The 20932-nt window shown below is 67.3% G+C and carries 22 protein-coding genes and 1 pseudogene; 9 read left to right on the top strand and 14 right to left on the bottom strand.

Features of this window, described 5'->3' with window-relative positions; genetic code table 11:
• Nucleotides 1–104 precede the first annotated feature (104 nt).
• The gene (locus ACH34W_RS38850; protein ID WP_395966185.1) at nucleotides 105–395 is read right to left on the bottom strand and encodes a hypothetical protein; all 291 of its coding nucleotides are present in this window, start codon (nucleotides 393–395) and stop codon (nucleotides 105–107) included.
• 85 nt (nucleotides 396–480) lie between these two features.
• Nucleotides 481–1419, bottom strand: a complete 939-nt coding sequence (locus ACH34W_RS38855) for an alpha/beta fold hydrolase (protein WP_395966186.1) — start codon at nucleotides 1417–1419, stop codon at nucleotides 481–483.
• Nucleotides 1420–1527: 108 nt separating this feature from the next.
• Here ACH34W_RS38855 and ACH34W_RS38860 point away from each other — a divergent pair, with 108 nt between their 5' ends.
• The 4 genes from ACH34W_RS38860 to ACH34W_RS38875 all read left to right on the top strand — a co-directional run bounded on the left by ACH34W_RS38860 (nucleotide 1528) and on the right by ACH34W_RS38875 (nucleotide 4872).
• A complete protein-coding gene (locus ACH34W_RS38860; protein WP_395966187.1) occupies nucleotides 1528–2112 on the top strand; it encodes a helix-turn-helix domain-containing protein in 585 nt (194 codons plus the stop codon).
• A 120-nt stretch (nucleotides 2113–2232) separates the two neighbouring features.
• Entirely contained in the window at nucleotides 2233–2403 is a 171-nt protein-coding gene (locus ACH34W_RS38865) for a hypothetical protein (RefSeq protein WP_395966188.1), read from the top strand.
• A 377-nt stretch (nucleotides 2404–2780) separates the two neighbouring features.
• Nucleotides 2781–3698: an alpha/beta hydrolase gene (locus ACH34W_RS38870; protein WP_395966189.1), complete on the top strand. Its 918-nt coding sequence runs from the start codon at nucleotides 2781–2783 to the stop codon at nucleotides 3696–3698.
• Nucleotides 3699–4038: 340 nt separating this feature from the next.
• Nucleotides 4039–4872, top strand: coding sequence for an alpha/beta hydrolase (locus ACH34W_RS38875; protein ID WP_395966190.1), 834 nt, complete (start codon nucleotides 4039–4041; stop codon nucleotides 4870–4872).
• A gap of 216 nt (nucleotides 4873–5088) precedes the next feature.
• On the opposite strand, the gene ACH34W_RS38880 is transcribed toward ACH34W_RS38875, so the two are convergent.
• The 3 genes from ACH34W_RS38880 to ACH34W_RS38890 form a co-directional block, all read right to left on the bottom strand.
• Nucleotides 5089–5325, bottom strand: coding sequence for a hypothetical protein (locus tag ACH34W_RS38880; protein WP_395966191.1), 237 nt, complete (start codon nucleotides 5323–5325; stop codon nucleotides 5089–5091).
• 131 nt (nucleotides 5326–5456) lie between these two features.
• Complete coding sequence (locus ACH34W_RS38885) at nucleotides 5457–5882, bottom strand: hypothetical protein (RefSeq protein ID WP_395966192.1); 426 nt, start codon at nucleotides 5880–5882, stop codon at nucleotides 5457–5459.
• 368 nt (nucleotides 5883–6250) lie between these two features.
• Nucleotides 6251–7282, bottom strand: a complete 1032-nt coding sequence (locus ACH34W_RS38890; protein ID WP_395966193.1) for a saccharopine dehydrogenase family protein — start codon at nucleotides 7280–7282, stop codon at nucleotides 6251–6253.
• Between the two features lie 102 nt (nucleotides 7283–7384).
• Here ACH34W_RS38890 and ACH34W_RS38895 point away from each other — a divergent pair, with 102 nt between their 5' ends.
• Complete coding sequence (locus ACH34W_RS38895) at nucleotides 7385–8368, top strand: helix-turn-helix domain-containing protein (protein WP_395966194.1); 984 nt, start codon at nucleotides 7385–7387, stop codon at nucleotides 8366–8368.
• Nucleotides 8369–8445: 77 nt separating this feature from the next.
• Here ACH34W_RS38895 and ACH34W_RS38900 read toward each other — a convergent pair whose 3' ends face one another.
• Complete coding sequence (locus tag ACH34W_RS38900; RefSeq protein ID WP_395966195.1) at nucleotides 8446–9489, bottom strand: hypothetical protein; 1044 nt, start codon at nucleotides 9487–9489, stop codon at nucleotides 8446–8448.
• A gap of 449 nt (nucleotides 9490–9938) precedes the next feature.
• Nucleotides 9939–10610: an alpha/beta fold hydrolase gene (locus ACH34W_RS38905; RefSeq protein ID WP_395966196.1), complete on the bottom strand. Its 672-nt coding sequence runs from the start codon at nucleotides 10608–10610 to the stop codon at nucleotides 9939–9941.
• 227 nt (nucleotides 10611–10837) lie between these two features.
• On the opposite strand from ACH34W_RS38905, the pseudogene ACH34W_RS38910 reads away from it, so the two are divergent.
• Nucleotides 10838–11248, top strand: a pseudogene (locus ACH34W_RS38910) (hypothetical protein); the annotation flags it as partial.
• Nucleotides 11249–11295: 47 nt separating this feature from the next.
• Here ACH34W_RS38910 and ACH34W_RS38915 read toward each other — a convergent pair.
• The 5 genes from ACH34W_RS38915 to ACH34W_RS38935 all read right to left on the bottom strand — a co-directional run bounded on the left by ACH34W_RS38915 (nucleotide 11296) and on the right by ACH34W_RS38935 (nucleotide 14415).
• Nucleotides 11296–11487 (bottom strand): hypothetical protein, encoded by a 192-nt coding sequence (locus ACH34W_RS38915; RefSeq protein WP_395966197.1) that lies wholly within the window; start codon nucleotides 11485–11487, stop codon nucleotides 11296–11298.
• A gap of 4 nt (nucleotides 11488–11491) precedes the next feature.
• Entirely contained in the window at nucleotides 11492–12367 is an 876-nt protein-coding gene (locus ACH34W_RS38920; protein ID WP_395966198.1) for a crotonase/enoyl-CoA hydratase family protein, read from the bottom strand.
• Nucleotides 12360–13016 (bottom strand): TetR/AcrR family transcriptional regulator, encoded by a 657-nt coding sequence (locus ACH34W_RS38925; RefSeq protein WP_395966199.1) that lies wholly within the window; start codon nucleotides 13014–13016, stop codon nucleotides 12360–12362. The genes ACH34W_RS38920 and ACH34W_RS38925 overlap by 8 nt, the downstream gene beginning before the upstream one ends.
• Nucleotides 13017–13211: 195 nt before the next feature.
• The gene (locus ACH34W_RS38930; protein ID WP_395966200.1) at nucleotides 13212–14096 is read right to left on the bottom strand and encodes a lipase family alpha/beta hydrolase; all 885 of its coding nucleotides are present in this window, start codon (nucleotides 14094–14096) and stop codon (nucleotides 13212–13214) included.
• Nucleotides 14097–14187: 91 nt separating this feature from the next.
• Entirely contained in the window at nucleotides 14188–14415 is a 228-nt protein-coding gene (locus tag ACH34W_RS38935) for a helix-turn-helix domain-containing protein (protein ID WP_395966201.1), read from the bottom strand.
• A 283-nt stretch (nucleotides 14416–14698) separates the two neighbouring features.
• Between ACH34W_RS38935 and ACH34W_RS38940 the strand changes: the two genes are divergently transcribed.
• Nucleotides 14699–15766 (top strand): matrixin family metalloprotease, encoded by a 1068-nt coding sequence (locus ACH34W_RS38940; protein ID WP_395966202.1) that lies wholly within the window; start codon nucleotides 14699–14701, stop codon nucleotides 15764–15766.
• 681 nt (nucleotides 15767–16447) lie between these two features.
• On the opposite strand, the gene ACH34W_RS38945 is transcribed toward ACH34W_RS38940, so the two are convergent.
• A complete protein-coding gene (locus tag ACH34W_RS38945) occupies nucleotides 16448–16786 on the bottom strand; it encodes a hypothetical protein (protein WP_395966203.1) in 339 nt (112 codons plus the stop codon).
• A 295-nt stretch (nucleotides 16787–17081) separates the two neighbouring features.
• Entirely contained in the window at nucleotides 17082–17414 is a 333-nt protein-coding gene (locus ACH34W_RS38950; protein WP_395966204.1) for a hypothetical protein, read from the bottom strand.
• Between the two features lie 656 nt (nucleotides 17415–18070).
• On the opposite strand from ACH34W_RS38950, the gene ACH34W_RS38955 reads away from it, so the two are divergent.
• Nucleotides 18071–19354, top strand: a complete 1284-nt coding sequence (locus tag ACH34W_RS38955; RefSeq protein ID WP_395966205.1) for a sugar transferase — start codon at nucleotides 18071–18073, stop codon at nucleotides 19352–19354.
• Between the two features lie 281 nt (nucleotides 19355–19635).
• Entirely contained in the window at nucleotides 19636–20901 is a 1266-nt protein-coding gene (locus ACH34W_RS38960) for an O-antigen ligase family protein (RefSeq protein ID WP_395966206.1), read from the top strand.
• Nucleotides 20902–20932 lie beyond the last annotated feature (31 nt).

Genomic DNA, 20932 nt, shown 5'->3' on the forward strand with positions numbered 1-20932 from the left:
CGCTCACACGTTCGACTAGGTCGGGCCGTGCAGCTTTGCAACGAGCCCGGTCATCACCGCAGGCGCCACCTCCGCAGGGGCCCCCGAGTCCCCGAGGGGTGAAACTAGAAGCCGCCCCAGAAGACATATCCGGAGAGCGAGTTCGCGACCTGGGGCGCCGAGCCCGTGGAGCCCTCCGGGGTCGGCGCGAGTTTCCAGTCGCCGTCCCATTTCACGGTCGTGGTCCGGGCTGTGCGGGCGCCGCGCGCGGGGTCCCGTGACACCGTTCCGACCACCGCGTTCTGGGGCGTGTAGGAAACGATCCGAAACCCCGCGATCTGTGCCGCCGCCCCGTCCGCTACCGCCTGACGGGAGGCCCGCGCCCGCGCATAGGCCACCTTGCCCTCGCCCGCCACGACCTGTGCCCCCGCTCCAGCTCGCCGAACGCGTCCCGCACCTGCTCCGGCGGGTAGGTGCGGGCGATCGGGCCGACTCCGCCTGTTACCGCCGCGCGTCTGCTTTGCCGAGCAGGTCGCGGATGGCGTGAAATACGGCGTCGGGCTGCTCCACGTGTCCGTATTGGTGAGAGGCGCCGGTGAGCACGCGCTGCTCTCCCTGCGGTACGGATGCGGCGATCGCCGCCTGCATCGCGCGCACCCCCTCGTGGGCTTCGCGCATGAGGTGTTCGGGCATGAACTGCGCCCAATAGGGATTATCGCCTCCGGCGGTGAGCACGATCAACGGGACGTCGGGGAGGTCGCCGCCGTGCCGGAGTTCGTCGTAGACCTCGGTCTCGAAGTTCTCGGTCTCCCGGAGGCTTGTCCGCCACGAGGCGAGGTTGTAGCCGATGAGCGCCTCGCGGACTGGTTCCGGCCACTGCGCGTAGATCTGTGCGAGCTGGTCACGGGCGGACCGGATCTGCTCGTCGGACAGCTCCGGCAATTGCTCGGGGTCCGGCTTCATCTGTTCGTTGAGCTCAGCCGCCTGCTTGGGCACGTAGGAGAGGATGTCCTCGTGGCCGGGGTCTAGCAGGAGCAGACCGGCCACATCCTCGGGGAAGCGCTGCGCATAGCGGCGGCCGTAGAACGCGCCCAGGGAATGACCGACCAGCAGGTAGGGGCCGGGCACGTCGGCGGCGCGCAGCAGGCCCCGGAGTTCGTCGGTGACCTCGGTCGGGGTGCGCGGCAATGTGACGCGCTCGCTCCAGCCCGTTCCGGCGCGATCGTAGAGCACGCTGGTGGTGAGCTCGGCGGCTCGGTCGTGGATGTTCAGGAAGTCCAGGCCGACCAGCCCGGCCCCGGGCAGGAACACCATACTCGGGCCTCCAGAGCCCGATCGGTGCAGCCACAGCCGCCGTCCCTCCAGGTCGTACTCACGCCCCAGTGGCGGTGCCGCCCCCCTTGCCGTCCCCGGGCGGTATTCCGTCGGCTGGTGTCGCATCGCTGCTCCTTCGGTGTCGGGGCATGCCCCAGCAATTGGCGGCCGCCCGCCACACGAGCGACCGTTCGCAATTGTTGCGAACGGTAGCATATGTGCGATCATTCAGCGGTGGACACCTTGGAGTTGCTGGCACATCCTGTGCGGTTGCGCATCGTGCAGGCCATGTCCGGCGGGCGCATCCTCACCACCTCCCAGTTGTGCGAGCAGATACCCGATGTCCACAAGGCCACCGTGTACCGGCACGTCGGCCTGCTCGCCGACGGAGGGGTCCTGGAAGTGGACGGTGAGCAACGCGTGCGCGGCGCCGTGGAACGCCGGTACCGGCTGTGCCGTGAGCGGGCCGTGATCGACGCCGACACAGCCGCCTCACTGTCGCCGCAAGACCACCGCCGCGCGTTCGCCGCCGCCATGGCCGCGCTGCTCTCCGAGTTCAACGCCTACCTCGACCGAGACCACGCCGACCCGGTCGCCGACGCCGTGGGCTACCGCCAGCATGTCCTTTGGCTCAGCCCAGACGAGCGCGCTGAGATGATCAGCCAGATGCGCGAGGCGATCGCACCCCGGCTGGACAACGAACCCGCGCCACACCGGACACGGCATCTCCTCAGCCCGATCCTGTTCCCGTTCGAGGAACCGTCCCCTCACACACCGGGAACCCAGCCCCGCCGCCACCGGGCTCGCAAAGCGGAATGACCAGACTTCACACGTTGAGCTTGAAGATCTCCGTCAGTGACGAAGCAGACGATCGTGTCGACGTGGTGGGGGCGGTGCCCGAACTCATCGACATTTCCGGCCCGTGCCGGAGAGGCTCCGATGAGTGAGACGACGGAGGGCAGCGGCCCTGGGGCCGTGACCGATCTGGACCGGGTCCGGCGGTTGCTTGCTGATGCCGAACGCCTTGCCCGCACGATCACTGGTCCGCACCAGCAGACCCGGGCCTTGGCGGGGATCGCCATGGCGCTGATCGAGCAATCCAGACCTTAACCAGGAACGATCAACCCCGCATCCCGCCAAGATCAATCTCAGCGGCAACGGCTGTTCCCCTGTTCCTCAACTCCCGTCCTGCACCCCACGCTTGCAGATCGTTCTCGGATCGGCGGACGTGACCCACTTGCCATCGGCCGACGACCAACATATGGTCGTACGAACGTAAGACATACGAACGTAATTCAAAACCTGGGAAGTTCGTGATGGCGACAACTCGGCCGGTGGCGCTCGTGACAGGTGCCTCACCGTCGAGGTCACCATGGCCGTGGCAGACGAGATCGGCCACACCGACCACCCACCCACACCGCCTGACAAACCCCGGCGATACCGGTCCTGGCGGGCCGGTATGCCAAATGGCCCCATGGAGGCACCAAATGTCTGAGCACGCTGCTGTTGAACTGAGCCCGGAAGCGATCCAGTTCGCGGAATGGCTGGCCACCGGGGCGAATCCCCCGTCCGAGTTGGATGCGGCGCGCATCCAGGCGGAGCAAGTCCATCTCGCGGCCCGGGAGCCGGAAGGCGTCACCTATCGGGAGGTGGACGCGGGTGGCGTTCTGGGAATCTGGTGCGAACCGGTCGACGCCAACACCGACTACGTCCTCCTGCACGCTCACGCCGGGGGCTCCGTTCTGGCGTCAGCACACGTCGACCGAAAGCTCGCCGGCCATATCGCCAAGGCCGCCGGGGCCCCCGTACTGGTCCTGGACTTCCGGCGCGCACCCGAACACAAGTACCCGGCTCAGGTGGACGACGCGGAGGCGGCCTTCACCTGGCTGCTCTCCGAAGGGTATGCGCCGGGAAACATCATCACGATCGGCCACTCGATCGGCGGGTTCATCGCCGTCGCCCTGGCGCTTCGCCTCCGCGACAAGAAGCAGCCCCTGCCCGGCGCCATCGTGTCGATATCGCCCTGGTGCGACCTTGAGATCGCCAACGAGACCATCGCGACCAACGCCGGGACGGACAAGATTCTCAGCAAGGATCTTCTGGAGTTCTTCCGGGAGTCATGGATCGGCGGCACGGGCATCGAGTCCACCGACACCCGGATCAACCTGAACCGGGCGGACCTGAGCGGTCTGCCCCCCACCCTGGTCTCCTGGGGCACGTACGAGGTTCTGGCCGGCGAGGACGAGGAGTTCGCCGCCCGCGTCAAGGACGCCGGGATCGACACGGCGACCGTTGTGGTCCCCGGAGGCCAGCACTCGTACGTCTACGGAGCCGGCCGGATTCCGGAGACCGATGCCGCCATCGCACAGATCGGCGCGTGGGTCCGCGAGAAGACCAAGATCTGACCGAGCGGTAGAGGCGCGGCAGTCGCAAGAGCTGCGCGCCTGCCGGATCGGGGCGGGTGAACGGACGCGAACATGGCCTGCGGTGGCGCGCAGGTCCGCGACGCCCGCGACCTCGTCCCGGTCCGGCAGGTGACGGCCGGGACGGCTGACCACGACGGCGGCTTCACAACCGTCCCCACTCTCGATGCCGACCACCCGCTGGGTGGCCAGGCGATTCCATACACTTTCGATGAGGGGAAAGAACGAGGACCCGATGAGTGCCTTCCACCCCGATCTCAAACGAGGTCGCTTTATCCCCAATGTGTCCTACGGACGTCTGTCGTCGCGCATCGTGCGGAGCGTGAAGTGGCGTTCGACCGATCCAGGGCCGGACGTCACGGTTCAGGAGATCGTCGTGCCCGGGCCCAAGGGCGCACCGCCCGTCTCGCTTCGGGTCTTCCAGCCGACCGGCCTGAAGGCAGCGGCTCCGGCGCTGCTCTGGATACACGGAGGCGGACTGATCTTCGGCGCACCCGAGCAGGACGACCGTACGAACATCGCCTTCGCCCGCGAGCTCGGCATCACCGTCGCCGCGGTTCGTTATCGGCTGGGGCCGGACCATCCCGCGCCCGCCGCGGTCGAGGACGCCTACGCCGCGCTGCGTGGACTGGCCGAGCTCGCGGGCGACCTGCACATCGACATCGATCGCATCGCGATCGGCGGTGCCAGCGCGGGCGGCGGAATCGCCGCGGCCGTGGCGCTGCTCGCCCATGACCGGGCCGAGATCCGCCCAGTGTTCCAACTGCTCCTCTACCCCATGCTGGACGACCGCACGACGACGAGAACCGACCTGGACACCCTCAAGGTGCGCGTCTGGACGCCCAAGAGCAACCGATACGGCTGGTCGTCCTACCTCGGCGACGACGTCGCGGGCCCGGACGTCTCCCCGTACGCGGCCGCAGCCCGCCGCGAGGATCTCACCGGTCTTCCTCCGGCCTGGATCGGCGTCGGCACCCTCGATCTCTTCCACGACGAAGACGTCGAGTACGCGCGCCGGCTGAGTGACAGCGGCGTCCCCTGCGACCTCGACGTCATCCCCGGCGCTTTCCACGGCTTCGACCTGGTATTTCCCAAGGCCGAGATTTCGCGGGAGTTCTGGCGCCGGCAGGCACAAGCGCTGAAGGGCGCACTGTGAAGCCGACCGAAAGTAAAGGCAGATGGACGCGCAGGGGGCCGGGTCAGACCCCGCCGGGAACGCCCAACCCCATTCTCACTGTTTGGGGCGGAGCCCCGATAAGAACTGTCCGAGCGCCAGCGAGGGCCATGCCCTGGGGTCGGCGTCGGCTGGGGTAAGAGTGAACGGGCCGGGTTCGGGGGGATCTGCCGCCGCCAGCGGCGTTTCGGGGATCGGTCAGCTGGTCAGTCGCTTCCGTAGGAGTTCCTTGCCCTGCTCGGCGCCCTTCCGGCTCTCGCCTTGGGCGCGGCGGAAGAAGCCTGCCAGTTCGGTGTCGCCGGCTCGGTCGGCGTCGGCGATGTAGATCTCCAGCCGCACCACGTTGCTCAGGCACTGCTCGACGAACCAGATCAGGTTGTAGTCCTTGTCCTTGGTTCCGGTGATTTCACCGGTCTCCTGACGTGCCGGATCCATTGTTCTTTCCTTCCGGTTGGTCCTGGCTTGGCGCAGCCCTACCCCATGACTCCAACCGTTAACGCCCCCTGGGCTCGGCCATGACCGTTGGCCAAGCTCACGTACGACGTATTCGCGTGCGCGAGGAGGCTTTAGGACTCGGTGCCGTGCAGGTTGGACAGCAGGGACAGAACGCCGGTCACGGTGTGATGCAGCACCCCGTGCGCTGCGGTCCAGGCCTTGGCCGCGTTGGCGTCGAGCCCGTCCAAAGGCGCGGTGTGGGTGCGGCAGACGACAGCGGCCCACTCGGCGTTGACGGCGAGCCGCACCGCGAGTTCGGCGAGCTGGCGGCGGCGTTCGGCTGCTGCGGTGTCAGTACCGGTGTCGCGCAGTATCTCTCGGTTGGCCAGCTCCCTGCAGCTGTGCGCTGCGCGTTGCCAGCGAAGCGCCAGCACCGCGGGACTGGCTCCAAGGGGTGGATGATCGAGTACGTTCAGGATCTCGCAGGCCGTCGCGGCGAGCTCAGCCGCCTCGCAGCCTTCGTGGACGACGTCGGCCGGTTGTGACGCGGGGAACACACAACGAAGTTACACCCTCACACTCTGTAATGGTGCGAGCTACGAGCGTCTTGAAAACGTGATCGGAGTCAGTACGGCAAAGCGCGGGCATGGGCGGGGGCGCTCGCCATCGAAGCTCACGATGCGCGCTACTTCCCTGGGCGCGTCGACCTGGGCGGGCCCGCGGCAAGGCACAGCCGGGGCCCGCCCATCTCGGGACCCTGTCCATGCCTATGCACTCACCAGCAGGAGATCCAAAGACGGGGTGCTGAGGAGACGCTTCTCACCAGAAGAGACATCAACAAATCCTGCAACAGCGCTGGCATAGCCGCTCCCGCCGGCCACCCACGGGGGCATCAAGAAAGGGATCCTCCTCCGGCTCGGGGCGGTTACTGGCGCAGGTCGAACGAGAGGTGCGCGGACAGTGCGCGGAGGAAGTCGGCTGCGTCGAAGATCTCCCCGGCGGAGGCGACCCCGGTCGTTCTGGTCTGACCGGTGAGGATGCGGTGGACGGCCTCCACTGCGAGCGGCGCGGTGATGGCGTAGATGTCCTGGCCGCTCGCCGTGGCGCGCCGTTCCTCACCGCCGGAACGCACGACGACATCGACGACGAACGTCTGGCCGGAGCGTCCGCGCTCGTCGACCGCCGTCGGCGCCGGCGTGTCCGGGGCCGACAGGTCCTCGACCGCCTCGACCGTCATGTACGAGTGCACCTCGGGGACCGCCAGGTGGCTGGGGATCGTGACGACGTCGGCCATGCTGAACTCCCCGATGACGGACCGGATGCCCATCGGCTCGGGAAACGTCCACTTCAGGGACGGGAGAGCGTCCTCGTGGTACTCCAGCTTCCCGTTGGTGAAGCGGACCCGCTGGCCGTCCCGCCGTTCCCGGGACACCGTGCCTGCGGCGCGCGTCCCCGAGGTGGGCTGCCAGCTGCTCAGCGCGTACGCGACGTGCGTCTCGTCGGCAGCCGTCCAGTCGCCCATCGCGGCGGTGGCCAGCAGGTCGCCGAGACCGCCGAAGAAGGCCATCGCGGGGACGATCACGGCTCCGGCGGCGCGGGCACGTTCCGCGAAGTGCGCGAACGTGTCGGCGTTGGCCTCGATCTCGGCCGCCACGTCCACGTACGGGATGCCCGCGCGCAGCGCCGCCTCGATCACCGGGGCGGCCGTCGCGGCGAAGGGCCCGGCGCTGTTGATCACCGCCACCGTGCCGGCCAGCGCGCGGTCGAGCGACGCCGGATCGTCCGCCGACGCGGGCCGTACCTCCAGCCCTGGGAACGACGCCGCCAGTGCTTCCAGCTTCCCGGCGTCGCGGCCGGACAGGACCGGGACGAACCCGCGATCCTGCAGCTCCGCCACCACGAAGCGTCCGGTGTGCCCGTACGCGCCGAACACCGCGACTGCCTGACCCGATCCCATCGTTACTCCCGTTGTGCTTGGTTGATCCGCTGTAGAGATCATGACGGTGGCCACGCTCCCCACGTGAGTGTCTGGAACGCCACGTCTCGTACAATTCCGGACATGACTACTGTCGCGGTCGCCGTCACCGACGGGATGCTGCATTTCGAACTGTCGGTGGCCTTCGAGGTGTTCGGCACCGCCCCGGACGGCGTGACCGTCCCCTGGTATCGCCTCGTCGGCTGCGGGCCGGGCGCCGTCCAGGCCGGCAGGTTCCGGCTGGAACCCGACCACGGGTTCGACCGGCTGGCGAGCGCCGACACCGTGATCGTTCCGGCGTGGGCGGATGTCGACGCGGACCCGCCCGGCGACCTCATCGACGCGGTGCGCGCGGCCCACGAGGCAGGTGCACGCGTGGCCGCCCTCTGTACGGGCGCGTTCGTGCTGGCCGCCGCCGGCTTGCTGGACGGGCGGGGCGCGACCACGCACTGGGCGCACACCGAGGTGCTGGCTTCGCGCTATCCCCGGGTCAAGGTCGATCCGGACGTGCTCTACGTGGACAACGGCAGCGTTCTCACCTCGGCGGGCAAGGCCGCCGCCATGGACCTGTGCCTGCACCTCGTCCGCCTCGACCACGGTTCGGCGGTTGCGAACGCGGTCGCGCGCCGCCTGGTCGTGCCGCCGCACCGGGCCGGCGGCCAGGCCCAGTTCGTCACCTCGCCGGTGCCCGCGCAGGAGAACCATCCGCTCGCAGAGCTGTTCCCGTGGGCGATCGAACGGCTGGACCATCCGCTGACCGTGGAGGACCTGGCCCGCCAGGCCGCCATGAGCTCGCGCAACCTGGGCCGTCACTTCAGGTCGGTGACCGGCACCACCCCGCTGCAGTGGTTGCTGACCCAGCGGATCCGGCGCGCCCAGGAACTGCTGGAGATGACCGACGACAGTGTCGAGGCGATCGCGGCGGCCACCGGCATGGGCACCGGCACGACACTGCGCCGGCACTTCAACCGCACGGTCGGCGTACCGCCTGACACCTACCGCCGCACCTTCCGCACCTCGTCTGCCGATTCTTCGACGATCAGCAGACGGCCAGCCGCAGCCCTGTAACGAATCTACAATGTAAAGGGCCGCGGCTGGGGAGCCGGATTGTGCTGTTGCGCGGTGTCATGTTGCGTGCGCCGCTCCTATCTCCGACGGGCGAGAATCAGGCCGGCCGCGGCCGACAACAGCAACGCGGTGATCGTCATCAGCCAGGCGGCGGTCTGGGTGGTCTCTGCGACGCTTGCCCAGTGGAGTTTGCCAGGGAACGAGCCGATCTCGCCGGTCAGGTCCACGAACTGGAACCGTTCGCGGGGGACCAGCTTCCACACCAGCCAGACGACCGGTGCCAGCAAGGCGACCGGAGCGAGCCGCCGAGCTCGGGTGCGGTGGAGGACAGCCGCCAGGACGGCCGCAACGATCACAGCCGAGCTGAACGGCATGGCGACGCCCTCGCCGACACGGTGGAACCGCAGCGCCTGACCTGGGAGCACGCTCGGGATCAAGGTGAGCACGATCGCTCCCGCGCCGAGCGCCACCTGTGCGGCCAGCACGCCACGGACGGCCACCCGGCCGCGGATCCGCAGGGTCAGGTACACCGTGTTCACCGCGCCGGCGACGATCGTCGCCAGCGCGAGCCAGCGCTGCGGCCCTTCGGTCATTTCCATATACGGTCTGGTGGCGAGATACCCGATCCTGTCCCAGGATCTGCCACTGAACGACCTCATCGACCAGGTCACGGTCGCGGCGACATGGACGAGCAGCGGAAGCGCGGCGACCAGCGCCGCGGTCCCGTACGCCCGGCGGCGGACCAGCCAGACGGCCGCCAGCGCGAAGCCGGTGAGCATCAGCGCAGCGGCACCGCTGGTGGTCCATCCCGAGTCGACGGCAACCGCATGAATGCCCATGCCCTGGGTCGGGCTCCCGGACCAGCTTGTGATCGCGTCCGGCGGCAATCCCTTCAGTGTGGACGAGGGGCCTGGGCTCGGCTGGCGGCTCGGCGACGGCAGCGGGCGCGGCAAGGGCGCTGGCTCGGGTGGTGAAGACCGGTACGAGGCCACGTCGTCCCAGTACCTGAAGATATCCGTGAACGCCAGCACGACCACGACCAACGCGAGCAGGGCGGGGACGAGAGACAAAGACGTGGGCGCATGGCGGACGGAACGGGCAAACCGGGAGAGCATCGACATGGCGGCCGATGATATTGGTCAGTCGAGGTGGACACCCATGCCCTCATGCCGCGAGTCCCGCCCGATCGCGGCATACATGTCGGTCTTGGTCATCCGCGCCAGACATCGAGCAGCTGTGGCGAGGTGCGCAGGCGTTCGGCGGAACGTATCGCCACGCGCACCATCACATGGCCGCCAGAGCTCCTGTGGCGGAGCCTCCCGTCAGGTCTTCCACAACAGGGAAGGTGAGCCCAAGGGCCGGAAACACTGCCAAGCAAGCACTGGCCTGCGCTATTCGGGCGACGAATATTGGCCGTAGGACTAATTCCTCCATGAAGATCGGACGTCTTCATGCCCCCCGCCGGTTCCACGCCCGGCCAGCCGCTGGGCATGGGGCCCCGCGCGGTCGGCGGCACCACCCTCTACGATCTCACCGCCATGGTGCGGTCGTACCGCTCACCGCGTCGTGGTCATTCGCCCAGCAGCAGGATCTCCAGGAACTCCTGCGGCGCGTCCCTCCAGACGTCGTGGCCGCTGTCCAGGGTGTGGACCCGCCAGGCCGGGTCGTCGGCCAGCCGGTCGCGGACGGCGGTGAACGGCGTGCCGTCCCACCCGGACAGGTATACGTAGTCCCGGGCCTTGACGGCGCGCAGGCCGGCCGCGTCCAGCCGGATCCGCTGGAGGAAGGAGGCCAGCGGATGCGCGGTCACGCGCGGGTCGCGGCCGGGTGGCGGCTGGACCGCGTATCCGTCCGCCGCCGCGCCGTCCAGGAACAGGCTGCGGTAGGCGTCGGTGGTCAGGTCCCAGCAGGACTGGCCGTCCTCGGGTACGTAGGCGTCACAGTAGACCAGGCGGCGCACCACGCCGGAGGGGGCGCGGTCGGCGGCACCGGTGATGACCATGCCGCCGTAGCTGTGCCCGATGAGAACGGCGTCGCTGACCTCCTCGGCAGCGAGCACGGCGAGCACGTCGTCGATGTGGGTGTCCAGATTGACGCTCGCGGAGTTCAGGTGGGCGCGGTCGCCGACGCCGGTGGGTGTCACGGTCAGCGCCCGGTGTCCGGCGGTGCGGAGCCGGTCGGCCAGGTCGGAGAAGTACCAGCCGCCGCGCCAGCCGCCGGGAACGAGAACGAAGGTCGTCATTCAGGCGCTAACGATGCCTCGATCGCGCTGATTCCTTCCCGGGTCATGGGTGGTTCGCGCGGGCCCTTCACAGTGAACGGCCAGGCGCAGGTCGGTGTCGGTGCTGTTCGGCGGGTCGGGTCGACGTTTCACCGCATAGAGGGTTGTGCCTGTTTCAGTGCGGTGTGTCGCCGTGACGGTAGGCGGCCAACGGCTCACCTTCGAGTCGCAGGAAGGCGGTGGCCTTGATGCCCGCTCTTGCACGCGTGGCAGCCAGCCGAACGGATACTGGTTCGGGCGGTTCTAGTCATGGTGAGCTGGCGGTGTTGTCGGGTTTCCGGGCCGAGTTCTACCGGTGCCTGACCGCGCGGCGGGATGAGTTGTTCGAGTTGGCCGAGGGGGCGCCATGCACCGATGGTCCGGTCCAGACCTTGGTCGACCTGGCGTTGGCGCCCGAGCACCGGCGCGGCCACGGCCGCGCCTGCAGCGCCTCACAGTTCATCCCGGGCTGGCCCTACTCCTTCGTCGGCGCGCTGGAGGTGGGCCGGACGTCGTGGACGGCGATGTTGGACTCGATCCAGCTGCGCCGCGGCGACGACGCCACCGCGGGCACCGCCGCCCAGCTCCGCGAGGTCGTCGGCCGTCTGATCGAGGCCGGGCAGTGGAAGGACGGCGACCCACGCATCCTCATCGTGGCCGACGCCGGCTACGACGTCACGAAGTGCCCCGCCATGACCAGGGTCCCGAAACCCGGACGGCTGGGTGGGGCCGCCTCGGCCAGCGCGATCCGGTCCGGTGTGGCGGCGGCCACCTGGCGCAGGACGTCGCCGGGGGTGAGCTCCAGAACGGGGCGTGACGTGTTGGCGGGCCAGTGCGACCGGGTGAGCCGGGGGGCCATGGCCTCAGTCCTCCAGGTCGCTCTTGGTGGGGATGGGGCCGCCGCCCTCGGGGATCCAGCGTCCCGAGTCGCGCCATTTGACGGCTTCGTGGAAGCCGTGCTCGGCGGCGAATCCCTGGAACCAGCGGCCCTCGGGCGAGTGCCGGGTGATGCCGTCGAACAGGGTGGCCAGGATCTGGGTGCCCTGCAGGCCCATGTTGTCGTACGCCTGGTTGATCATCAGCTTCTGCATGACGAGCTGGTTGATCGGCACTCCGGCGATCCGGTCGGCCAGGGTCTCGACGGTGGTGTCGAGGTCGTCCGCCGGGACCGACTCCAAGACCAGTCCCCACTCGGCGGCCTGGCGCCCGTCGATGGTGTCGCCGGTGAACAACATCCGCTTGGCCCGTTCGGCGCCGAGCCGGTAGACCCACATCGCCGTCGTCGGGCAGCCCCACACCCGCGACGGCATGTATCCGATCCGCGCGTCCTCCGCCATGATCACCTGATCGCAGGAGAGGGCGATGTCGCTGCCGCCGGCCACCGCGTGACCGTGCACCTTGGCGATCGTCGGCTTCAGCGAACGCCAGAGCGAGAAGTAGTCGTCGGTGTTGCGCTTCATCATGCGGTAGTCCTTGATCGGATCCCATACGGGGCCCTGTGTGTCGACGCCCGCCTCCGCGTACTCCTTGAGGTCGTAGCCCGAGCAGAACGCGCGCCCGGCGCCCTGCAGCACGATGACATGGACGTTCGGATCCTCATTGGCCCGCTCGACGGCCAGCGGCAGTTCCCGCGCCAGCCGGTGGTTGATCGCGTTCAGGCGCTCGGGCCGGTTGAGGGTCAGGTAGGCCTTGCGGTCCCTGACCTCGTAGATCACGGTCTCTGGCGGTACGTCACTCATCACTACATCCCTCCTGGGTGGAGTCGGGGGCGAAGAAGGCCTGCGCCGCAGGATCACGGTGGGCGGCGAGGATCATCCGGGTGACGGTCGCCCATTGCTCCAGCAGCGGCTCCTGATCGGCGGCCTCGCGGTAGAGCACGTCCGAGATGGCCATCCCGCGCAGCAGCTGAACGGTCAGGTCCGCGACCATCGGGTAGGCGGGAGAGCCGGTCACCTCGGGGCCGAACACCTCGCCGATGACCCGGTAGAGGTCCCGCCGGGCGGCGCCCTCCGCACGGCGCAGGACCGCACGCAGTTCCTTGCTGGTCCTGGCCGCCGCCCACAGCTCCAGTTCGGCGCCGAAGGAAGGACTGGCGAAGGCGCCCCGCAGTACCTGGAGGCCCCGGGCGACGGGGTCCGGGTCGGCGGGTGCCTGTGCGAGTTCTCGCCGTACGGCCTGCTCGTTGCGTTCGACGAGCTGCCCGATCGCGGCCCCGAACAGCTCCTCACGGGTTGGGAAGTGGTGCAGCAGCGCCCCACGGCTCACCCCGGCGCGGCGCTGTACCGCCAGCGTGGTGCTCGCCGCGTATCCCTCTTCGATCAGCGATTCCACGGCGGCGTCCACCAGCCGCTGCCGCGTCGCCGCCCGCTGGTCGTCCCGCTTGGTCATCCGCTGCCTTTCACCGTCAGACCTGACTGTGAACGGCAGCATTTCACAGTCAGTGTTGACTGTGAAGAGGGCGATCATCGGAGCTGCGGGACCGCTACGCCGTCGACAGATCAGGCAGGACGATCCGGCTGGGGGCGGGCGCGAGAGGAGCCGAAGCAAATATGGAGGCTCAGCCGGTGCGCGTTCGATCGGCTCTCAGGTGGGGCAGGTTGTCGCAGGCGGGCCGCCATGCAGGATCGAGACGACCAGATCCTGTACCGCCGCATCGGCTAGTTCTGAGGCATGCTCGACCCTGCGACCGGGACAGAACGCTTGAATTCGTATATTCGTCGCCGTGGGGAGGGGATTCTTCTCTCCGGTCCCCTGGTCGCTGAAGAGATGGAAGGCCCGTACGCCAGGGGGAATCGGTGGCGGAGCGTTGAGTCGCTTGAGGAACTTCGACGACGGCACCAGATCGCGGCAGCCTTGCGCTGTGGCCGCACAGAGCAGGCCCAGCCAGTCCCCCTCGTGAGGCGTTCCCACGCTGATGTACGTGCTGACGTGCTTGTGACCGCCTAGAGACTTGAGGTAGTGCCGGAGGGCCAGGCCGCCCATCGAGTGCCCGACGACATCGACGCGGTCGGCGCCGGTCTTCTTGCGGATCTCGGCTGCCCTGCCGGCCACGACTCGAGCGGATTTCGGAAGCGCCGCTGCCCCGCTGGGATTCCCCGCGAGCTGAACGGAGGAGGCGCGGAAACCTCGCGCTTCGAGCGCCGAGACCATCTTGTCCAGGGTTTTCTGCTCGGCACGAATGCCCCCCACCACCAAGACGGGATTCTGCGACGCCGCATGGGCCGTGGCCCCGGATGCGGCATGGGACGTCGTGGCCCCGGACGCAGCCTGGGACATGGCCCGGGGCGCGGCCTGGGATATGGCCCGGGGCGCGGCCTGGGATATGGCCCGGGGCGCGGCCTGGGATATGGCCCGGGGCGCGGCCTGGGATATGGCCCAGGGTGCGGCCTGGGGCCTGCTCAAAGGAGCCGCGATGTAGGTGATCACCAGCGTGGCGGCCAGCAGCACGATGGGACGGGCGGCGGTCATGAGCCGGTGCATGGATCGCCGCTTGCCTTGGCGCCGTTCGGCACTCCCGATCTCATCGCCGGGGAGGAACGAGACAGCGCTCGTGCCGTCCTCATTTCCGGCCTGAGCGTTGAGCGCCGCCTCTCGGTCGTATCTCGGTTCCCGCTTCCTGGAGCAGTCTGCGAACCATGCCCTCAGTGATCCCCTCCTGGGCGGCCAGCTCCCGCATTGTCTTGCCTTCTTCATATTCAAGCTTGAGCCGGCGAGACATTTCGGTGCGTCGATGACCGGCGATCGAGCGACGTTGACGCGGTTCGACGACATACCACGGCCTAGACATGAGTCATCCCGATCTCACCCGGAGGAAACTGTGCAGTCACCACTGTGTCTCCCGCTGAAAGCTCGGAAAACCATCCTTGGCGGTACCCGTTCCCGGTTTTTCCTGACCTCTTACCCTATGCCGAGAGCCCGTACACCCGTTTCTCGCCCGCGCGTATCGCAACGGTACTTGCCAAACCTTTTCTGATCAATGCCCTACGCACTCGGGTCGACGGGGGATACAAACCCGAGACCGGGTCTGCTTCCGGGCAAGCAGCCAGCGAGATATGTCAGGAAGGACCCTTGTGACCCCATCCCCGCGGCAGCCGCCAAAGCGTCAGGTCAGTTGCTTCGTCGCGCTTGTCAGCCTGGGCTTCCTGTCCTCGGTGCCGGTCGTCGGCAGCGTGGCCGGATCGGTCGCAAGTGCCAATCTGGCGCCTTCGTGGTGCAAAGGAGGCGGGCCGCTTGACGCACAATCGCTGCCTTCGTCGGTGAGCTTGGGTGAGTGCGACCTGCGCAGTCGAGTAATCCAAGGTCTGCATGGAGTACGGGTCGAAGTCCCACCACGCGGTAGTGACGTCGTCGCGGTGACGGGGCACGCGTTGCAGACCAACGGCGGCTCGACCCTCACCGTCCGGGTCACGCCTAACCAGCGCACTGTCAGCATTGACCAGCAGAGCCTTGGCTATGTGGATGGCAGGCCTCAGAACTCTTCTGCGCCGCAGGATGCGTGCCGCGACACCTCATATTCTGCGGGTTTGAGCTCCTGGAAAAAAGGGAGCACTATTGACTGGAAGTTCTCTAAGAGACAGGATATCAATGGAGTTCCCGACGAGGAATCAGTGGTCTCAGATGCCGTAACGCGCGCGGTAACGGCGTCCACAGACTGCACGACGAAGAAATACTTTGAGCCCCTGCCGAATATTCGTGAAAGATTCGCCGGGACGACCACTGCTGCACCGAATATCAACGCTGGCGCATGCTCTAAACGTGATGGAACAAACGCCATCGGCTGGACAAGAATGGCGGATGTCGAGTCGGGGACCTTGGCCCTTTCGTGCATTTGGCAGACCTGGCGGAACATCGTCGAAGGCGACATCGCCCTCCAGAGCCACGGCAAGGATTGGTGGGTCTCCGGCAACTCAGATGCTGCCGACAGTGATGCTCTGTCGGCTTGCCCGGCAGGAAGTTTCAACGCGACGTCGGCCGTCGTGCATGAGATGCTGCATGTACTGGGCCTTAAGCACGTCCGAGGGAAAAAGCACAGCAATCTCACAATGGCGCCGACGATGAAGCCCTGCGATGAGGGACCAGCCACTCTCGGCCTCGGCGACTACCGAGGATTGATGGCGCTGTACGGGGCGCGCACGTAGAGATACTCCCCAATCGCCCACCCACAGCGGCCTGGACGGTCATCGCAATGTCCTCCAGTCCGCGGATCCACCTCCCGCGACACCACCGCCCGACCAGACCGGATCGTCGGTCTCACCCCACGCGACGGCGGCCACACCAGCCCACCGGTCGGCACGGCATGCGTTGACTGGATCATCGCGCCGCAGCCCCGTCCGCTCTGACCACCAGATCCGTGACGGTCGAACACGCGTTTCCCGCTGCGCTCATCGAACGCGTCGAAGCCGCCGGAGATGCGGTTTGCGTCCAGACCACGCCGGCAAAGGCAATGCAGTCCGTTCCGACGGCCGGAGGCCTCCACAGCCGGCCCGTAAGGCTCCGATTCCGCCAGAGCAGCGAGAGGACTGGAAGATTCAGCGTCCGGACGCCGCCGTTGAGCTCGTGGAGCAGCAGGACGCCCCAAGGTGGGTTGGATGCCAGACCCTTGATCGACTGCCGGAGTCCCCTGTCCCCCTGTCCGCCACGCTGGACATGACGCGCGCAGGCACAAAGGCGTGTGAGCGGCGGCGGCGCGTGGTGGCTGCGCGAGGTCAGCGGCAGCGGCCGGCATGAGGACGCGGAGCCACCGAGATGGCTCTGGGTTCAAAGGAAAAAGGAGAGGGCGCCACCGAAGTGACGCCTCTCCCTTTTCGTATTGCGCTCGATTAGTGGCCGTGGCCCCCGTCGTGGTGGCCGTTGTCGCCGTTGTCGCCGTTGTCGTGGTGGTCGTGCTTGTGCGCGTGGCCCTCGTTGCCGTTGTGCTTGTAGCCGCTGTCTTCGAGGGTGGAGCCGTTGTTGCAGTCACCCTGCTGGTAGTCCTGGCCCAGGACGTTGTGGATCGGGATGAGGTTAATGACGTTGAGTTCGCGGCAGGCCTGGACGCCGACGATCTGGGTGTTCCCGTTGTCCTCCCAGTCCTCGCCCGCCATGGCCGGGGTCGAGCCCATCAGCACCGCACCGGCGCCTAGGGTCAGCATTCCGGTGGCCGCCAGTCGCATCATCATCGTCTTTACTCCTTCACTGTTGACTGCAGTCACTGCGCTCGGCCGCTGATCTGTGATGAACGGCCGAACAATGGTATGAATAACACGCTGGGCTCCTCTGAAAACCTCTGCTGGAGCGTTATGTGCAGAACTAGCGAAACCATTGCACTAGCCTGAACTAACGTGCCGCTCATATAGCGGATCGCTAGGATATTTCCAGGATGACGCTTTTGTATCTGCGTCCCTTGGTGCAAAGGAGAAAAGGAGGGAGGCGCCACCGAAGTGACGCCCCTCTCCCTTTTCGTATTGCGCTCGATTAGTGGCCGTGGCCCCCGTGGTCGTCCCAGTGGTGCTTGCCGTGGCCGTGGTGGTCGTGCTTGTGGAAGTGTCCCTCGTGGCCGTGGTGCTTGTAGCCGCTGTCATCGAGGTTGGAGCCGTTGTTGCAGTCACCCTGCTGGTAGCTCTGGCCGAGGAGGTTGTGGATCGGGATGAGGTTAATGATGTTGGCCTCGCGGCAGAACTGGACGCCGAGGATCTGGGTGTTCTCGCCGTCCCCCTCCTCGCCCGCCATTGCTGGGGTCGACGATCCCATCAGCACCGCACCGGCGCATAGGGCCATCATTCCGGTGGCCGCCAGTCGCTTCACCATCGTTACTCCTTCACTGTTGACTGCAGTCACTGCGCTCGGCCGCTGATCTGTGATGAACGGCCGGACAAAGGTATGAGTAGCACGCTGGGCCCCTCTGAAAACCTCTGCAGGAGCGTTATGCGCAGAACTAGCGAAACCATTGCACTGACCTGAACTCAAGCGCTGTTCTTGTATAACAGATCGGTACGATATTCCCAGAATGCCGCTTTTGTATCGTTCCCCTCCGTCGGCCTTCGTCAGCGATTTGAAACGCCTGTGTGCGTGACACGCTGCGTGATCGTCAAGCGTTCGGACACGTTGATTAAAGCGACGGGGTTCTATGTCGGTTGTGATGGCATGCTGGGTTGCACGTCCGGTTCCGCTAACGACGTCGGTTTAGGGCGTGGCGGTTAAGCGGTCCTATGGATGTGTTCTGAGATTGGTGTCGGCCGTTCGCCGATCGCAATGCGGTTTCGTAGGGAGTGCGACCCGAAGTGAATGCCCAGGGGACCAGCTCGGTCGCCGCACCCGGAGGGTCGGCTCGCCCGCTCACGGCTGCGGTGTCTGCGGCGCCGATTTCACGTTTCACCGCGGTACGGCAGCCACAACTCGGCGTGCGGTCACTGTGCTTCCGCACGGCGATGGCGGTGATCGATGGCGCCTCGATGGCCGTGGCCGTGGGCGTGAACGGCGGCTCGGCACCTCAGGCGTGGATCGCCGCCGCGACCCTGATCTGCCTGCATGCGGCGGTCGGCGGGTACCGGCCGCGCCGGGTCTCGACACCCAGGCAGGAGCTGGTGGCGATGGCGGCCCGGGCCCTCGTCGTGGTCGTGTTGATCACCACGTTCGTGCCCTCGGGCCGCCCGGACGGATCGGCGAGCCACCCGGACGGATCGGCGAACTGGCTCGCGATGTCGGTGGCGTGCAGCGCGCTCGCCGGTACGGGGCGTGGAGCGTTCCACATCGCACTCGGGACCTATCGCCGCCGCCGATCCTCATCGCGAACCGCCATTGTGATCGGCTCTGGCAGGAATGCGGGCCCGACCATTCAGCGGCTGCTCCTGCATCGAGAAGTCGGGCTGACGTTCGTCGGGCAGGTCCTCGCCGACAACACGACTGACGCGCCGCCCTCGCACCTGCCGGTTCTGGGCGAGGTCACGGACCTGGCACAGCTCCTGGACACCGGCAACGTCGAGGTCGCGGTGTTGGTTTGCGATGGCCTCCCCCAGCAGGAACGCGATGTTGCCGCCCGGCTCTGCATGGCGGCTCAGCGCGAGACGATTGTGCTGCTGTCGTCAGCAGATACGTTCGCGCTCGCTCCCGATATCCAGCGGCTGGCCGGCATGCCCTGCCGGCAACTGGTTCCCAGACTTCAGAGGCCGCTGGCGCGGGTGGCCAAACGCACCTTCGACATTCTCGGCGCCGCCAGCCTCCTGCTGATGATGCTTCCGTTGCTCGCGGCGTGTGCGGTCGCGCTGAGACTCCAGGACGGTCCAGGGGTCATCTTCCGGCAGACGCGCATCGGTCAGCACGGCCGCCACTTCACCGTGCTGAAGTTCCGCACGCTCAAGCCCGTCAACAACCATGAGTCAGACACCCGGTGGTCCGTCGAAAACGACGCACGGATAGGTGGCGTAGGGCGTCTGCTGCGCCGCACATCGCTTGACGAACTTCCCCAGCTTTGGAATGTCCTGCGTGGCGACATGAGCCTCGTCGGCCCGCGCCCCGAACGGCCGTACTTCGTTGAACTCTTCTCCTCCTCCTGTCCGGCCTACGCGCAGCGCCACCGGGCACCGGCAGGGATGACCGGCTGGGCCCAGGTGAACGGCCTGCGCGGCAATACCTCCATCGAGATGCGCGCCAAGTTCGACAACGACTACATCGACACGTGGAGCTTCACCGGCGACCTGAAGATCATCCTGTTGACGATCCGCGCCATGTTGTTCCAGGACAAAGCATGAACCCCGCCAGAGTCGGCCATTCTCGCCAGCCTGCTGCCGCACGCGCCGCTGTCGCCCGCGCTGCTGCTGCCCGGCCCCCTGCCGCCGGGCCCGCTGCTGCCCGGCCTGCTGCCGCCCGGCCCGTTGTCGCCCGGCCCGCTGCTGCCCGGCCCGTTGTCGCCCGGCCTGCTGCCGCTCGTTCCCGGTCCGCCAACGCCTTGCGGCCATCACTCAGTTGGCTGGCCGCACTCACCGTCCTCGCTGTTTGCGTCCCACCTGCCGAAGCCCACATCGATTCCTCCGTGCAAGTGACAGTCGGGGACCTGGCCGCCTTGGTGCTGGCAGTCGGCGCGGCTCTGACGGCCCTCAAGCACAAGCGGCGTTTGCCGCCTCGCGGGCTTTGGGTTTTCGGGCCGCTGCTGGTGACGCTGACGATCAGCACTCTCTGTGCCCGTGACATCGGCGCGAGCCTTCCCGGGTTTGTACGCGTCGTGGAGATCTTCCTGCTCATACCCGCGGCCATCATGCTCACCGTTCGCCGGCGGCGCGACGCCGCAGTGGTCCTGGGAGCCGTCGTGCTGGCCGGCCTGCTGCAGGCAAGCGTGGGCATCTGGCAGGTGCTCACCGGCACGGGAGCATCCTTCGCTGGACGCAACACCCGCGCGGTCGGGACCTTCGGGGCAGTCGACATCATGGCGATGGCCAACGTCGTCGGCTACGCGTTGATCATCGTCATCGCCCTGGCGCTCGTCTGCTCCGGGCGGAGGCGCGTCTTGTTGCTGTCGGTGGCAGCCGTGCTCGTTGTCGCGCTCATGCTGGCCCTGAGCCGCGGCAGTTGGCTGGCCGTCGCTGCTGGGATCGCAATGATGCTGGTGCTGCGGTCACCCGCGCTGGCGTTGCGCGTGGCAGTCGGGACGGCTGCCGTGGCGATCGTGACATTGTGCGGCTTGGGTGGACACTCCTCGGCCCTTGCCGAACGAGCCGAGTCGATCGTGGCCTCGATCAGCACACCCGACCGGTCAGTGGGCGACCGGTTCGGCCTGTGGTCGACGGCGGTCACGGTCTGGGGAGATCACCCGCTGGTCGGCGTCGGCCCGAAGGGCTTTCCGGCCCATCGGGACGGCTACGCACCGCTTGACCTGTCCTCTGCCAGCGAGACCCAGGATCCGGGCAATGGCTATATTCGGCAGCCGTTGCTGTCCCCGCACAGCCAGTACCTGCTGGTGTTGTCGGAGCAGGGCGTGCTCGGACTGGCCGGTTTCCTCGTCCTGCTCGGCGCGCTGGCATGGCGCGTCATCGCCGTGCGCCGCCGCACCGATCCGGCCTGGTTGATCAGCGCCGGTTTCATGACCACATTCTTGATGTCGTTCCTCTACGGCGACCTGGGCGGGCCCAGCTGCGTACTGGCAGCGATCATGCTCGGGTTGACCGGCGCTGCTGTGCTCACCAGTCCCGCCGATACCGGCCGGCCGTCCGGAACGCATCCGCCGCGATTTAAGAGGAAGGGAAACCCGCCGCGCTGCGCGGTTGCTGTGGGCTCCTCAGATCAGGAGCGCCGGCAATGGTGACCCCAGACCAGGAGCGCCGGCAATGGTGACC

Origin of the sequence: Actinomadura sp. 6N118 (assembly GCF_044326415.1) — a bacterium.
Lineage (GTDB): Bacteria > Actinomycetota > Actinomycetes > Streptosporangiales > Streptosporangiaceae > Spirillospora.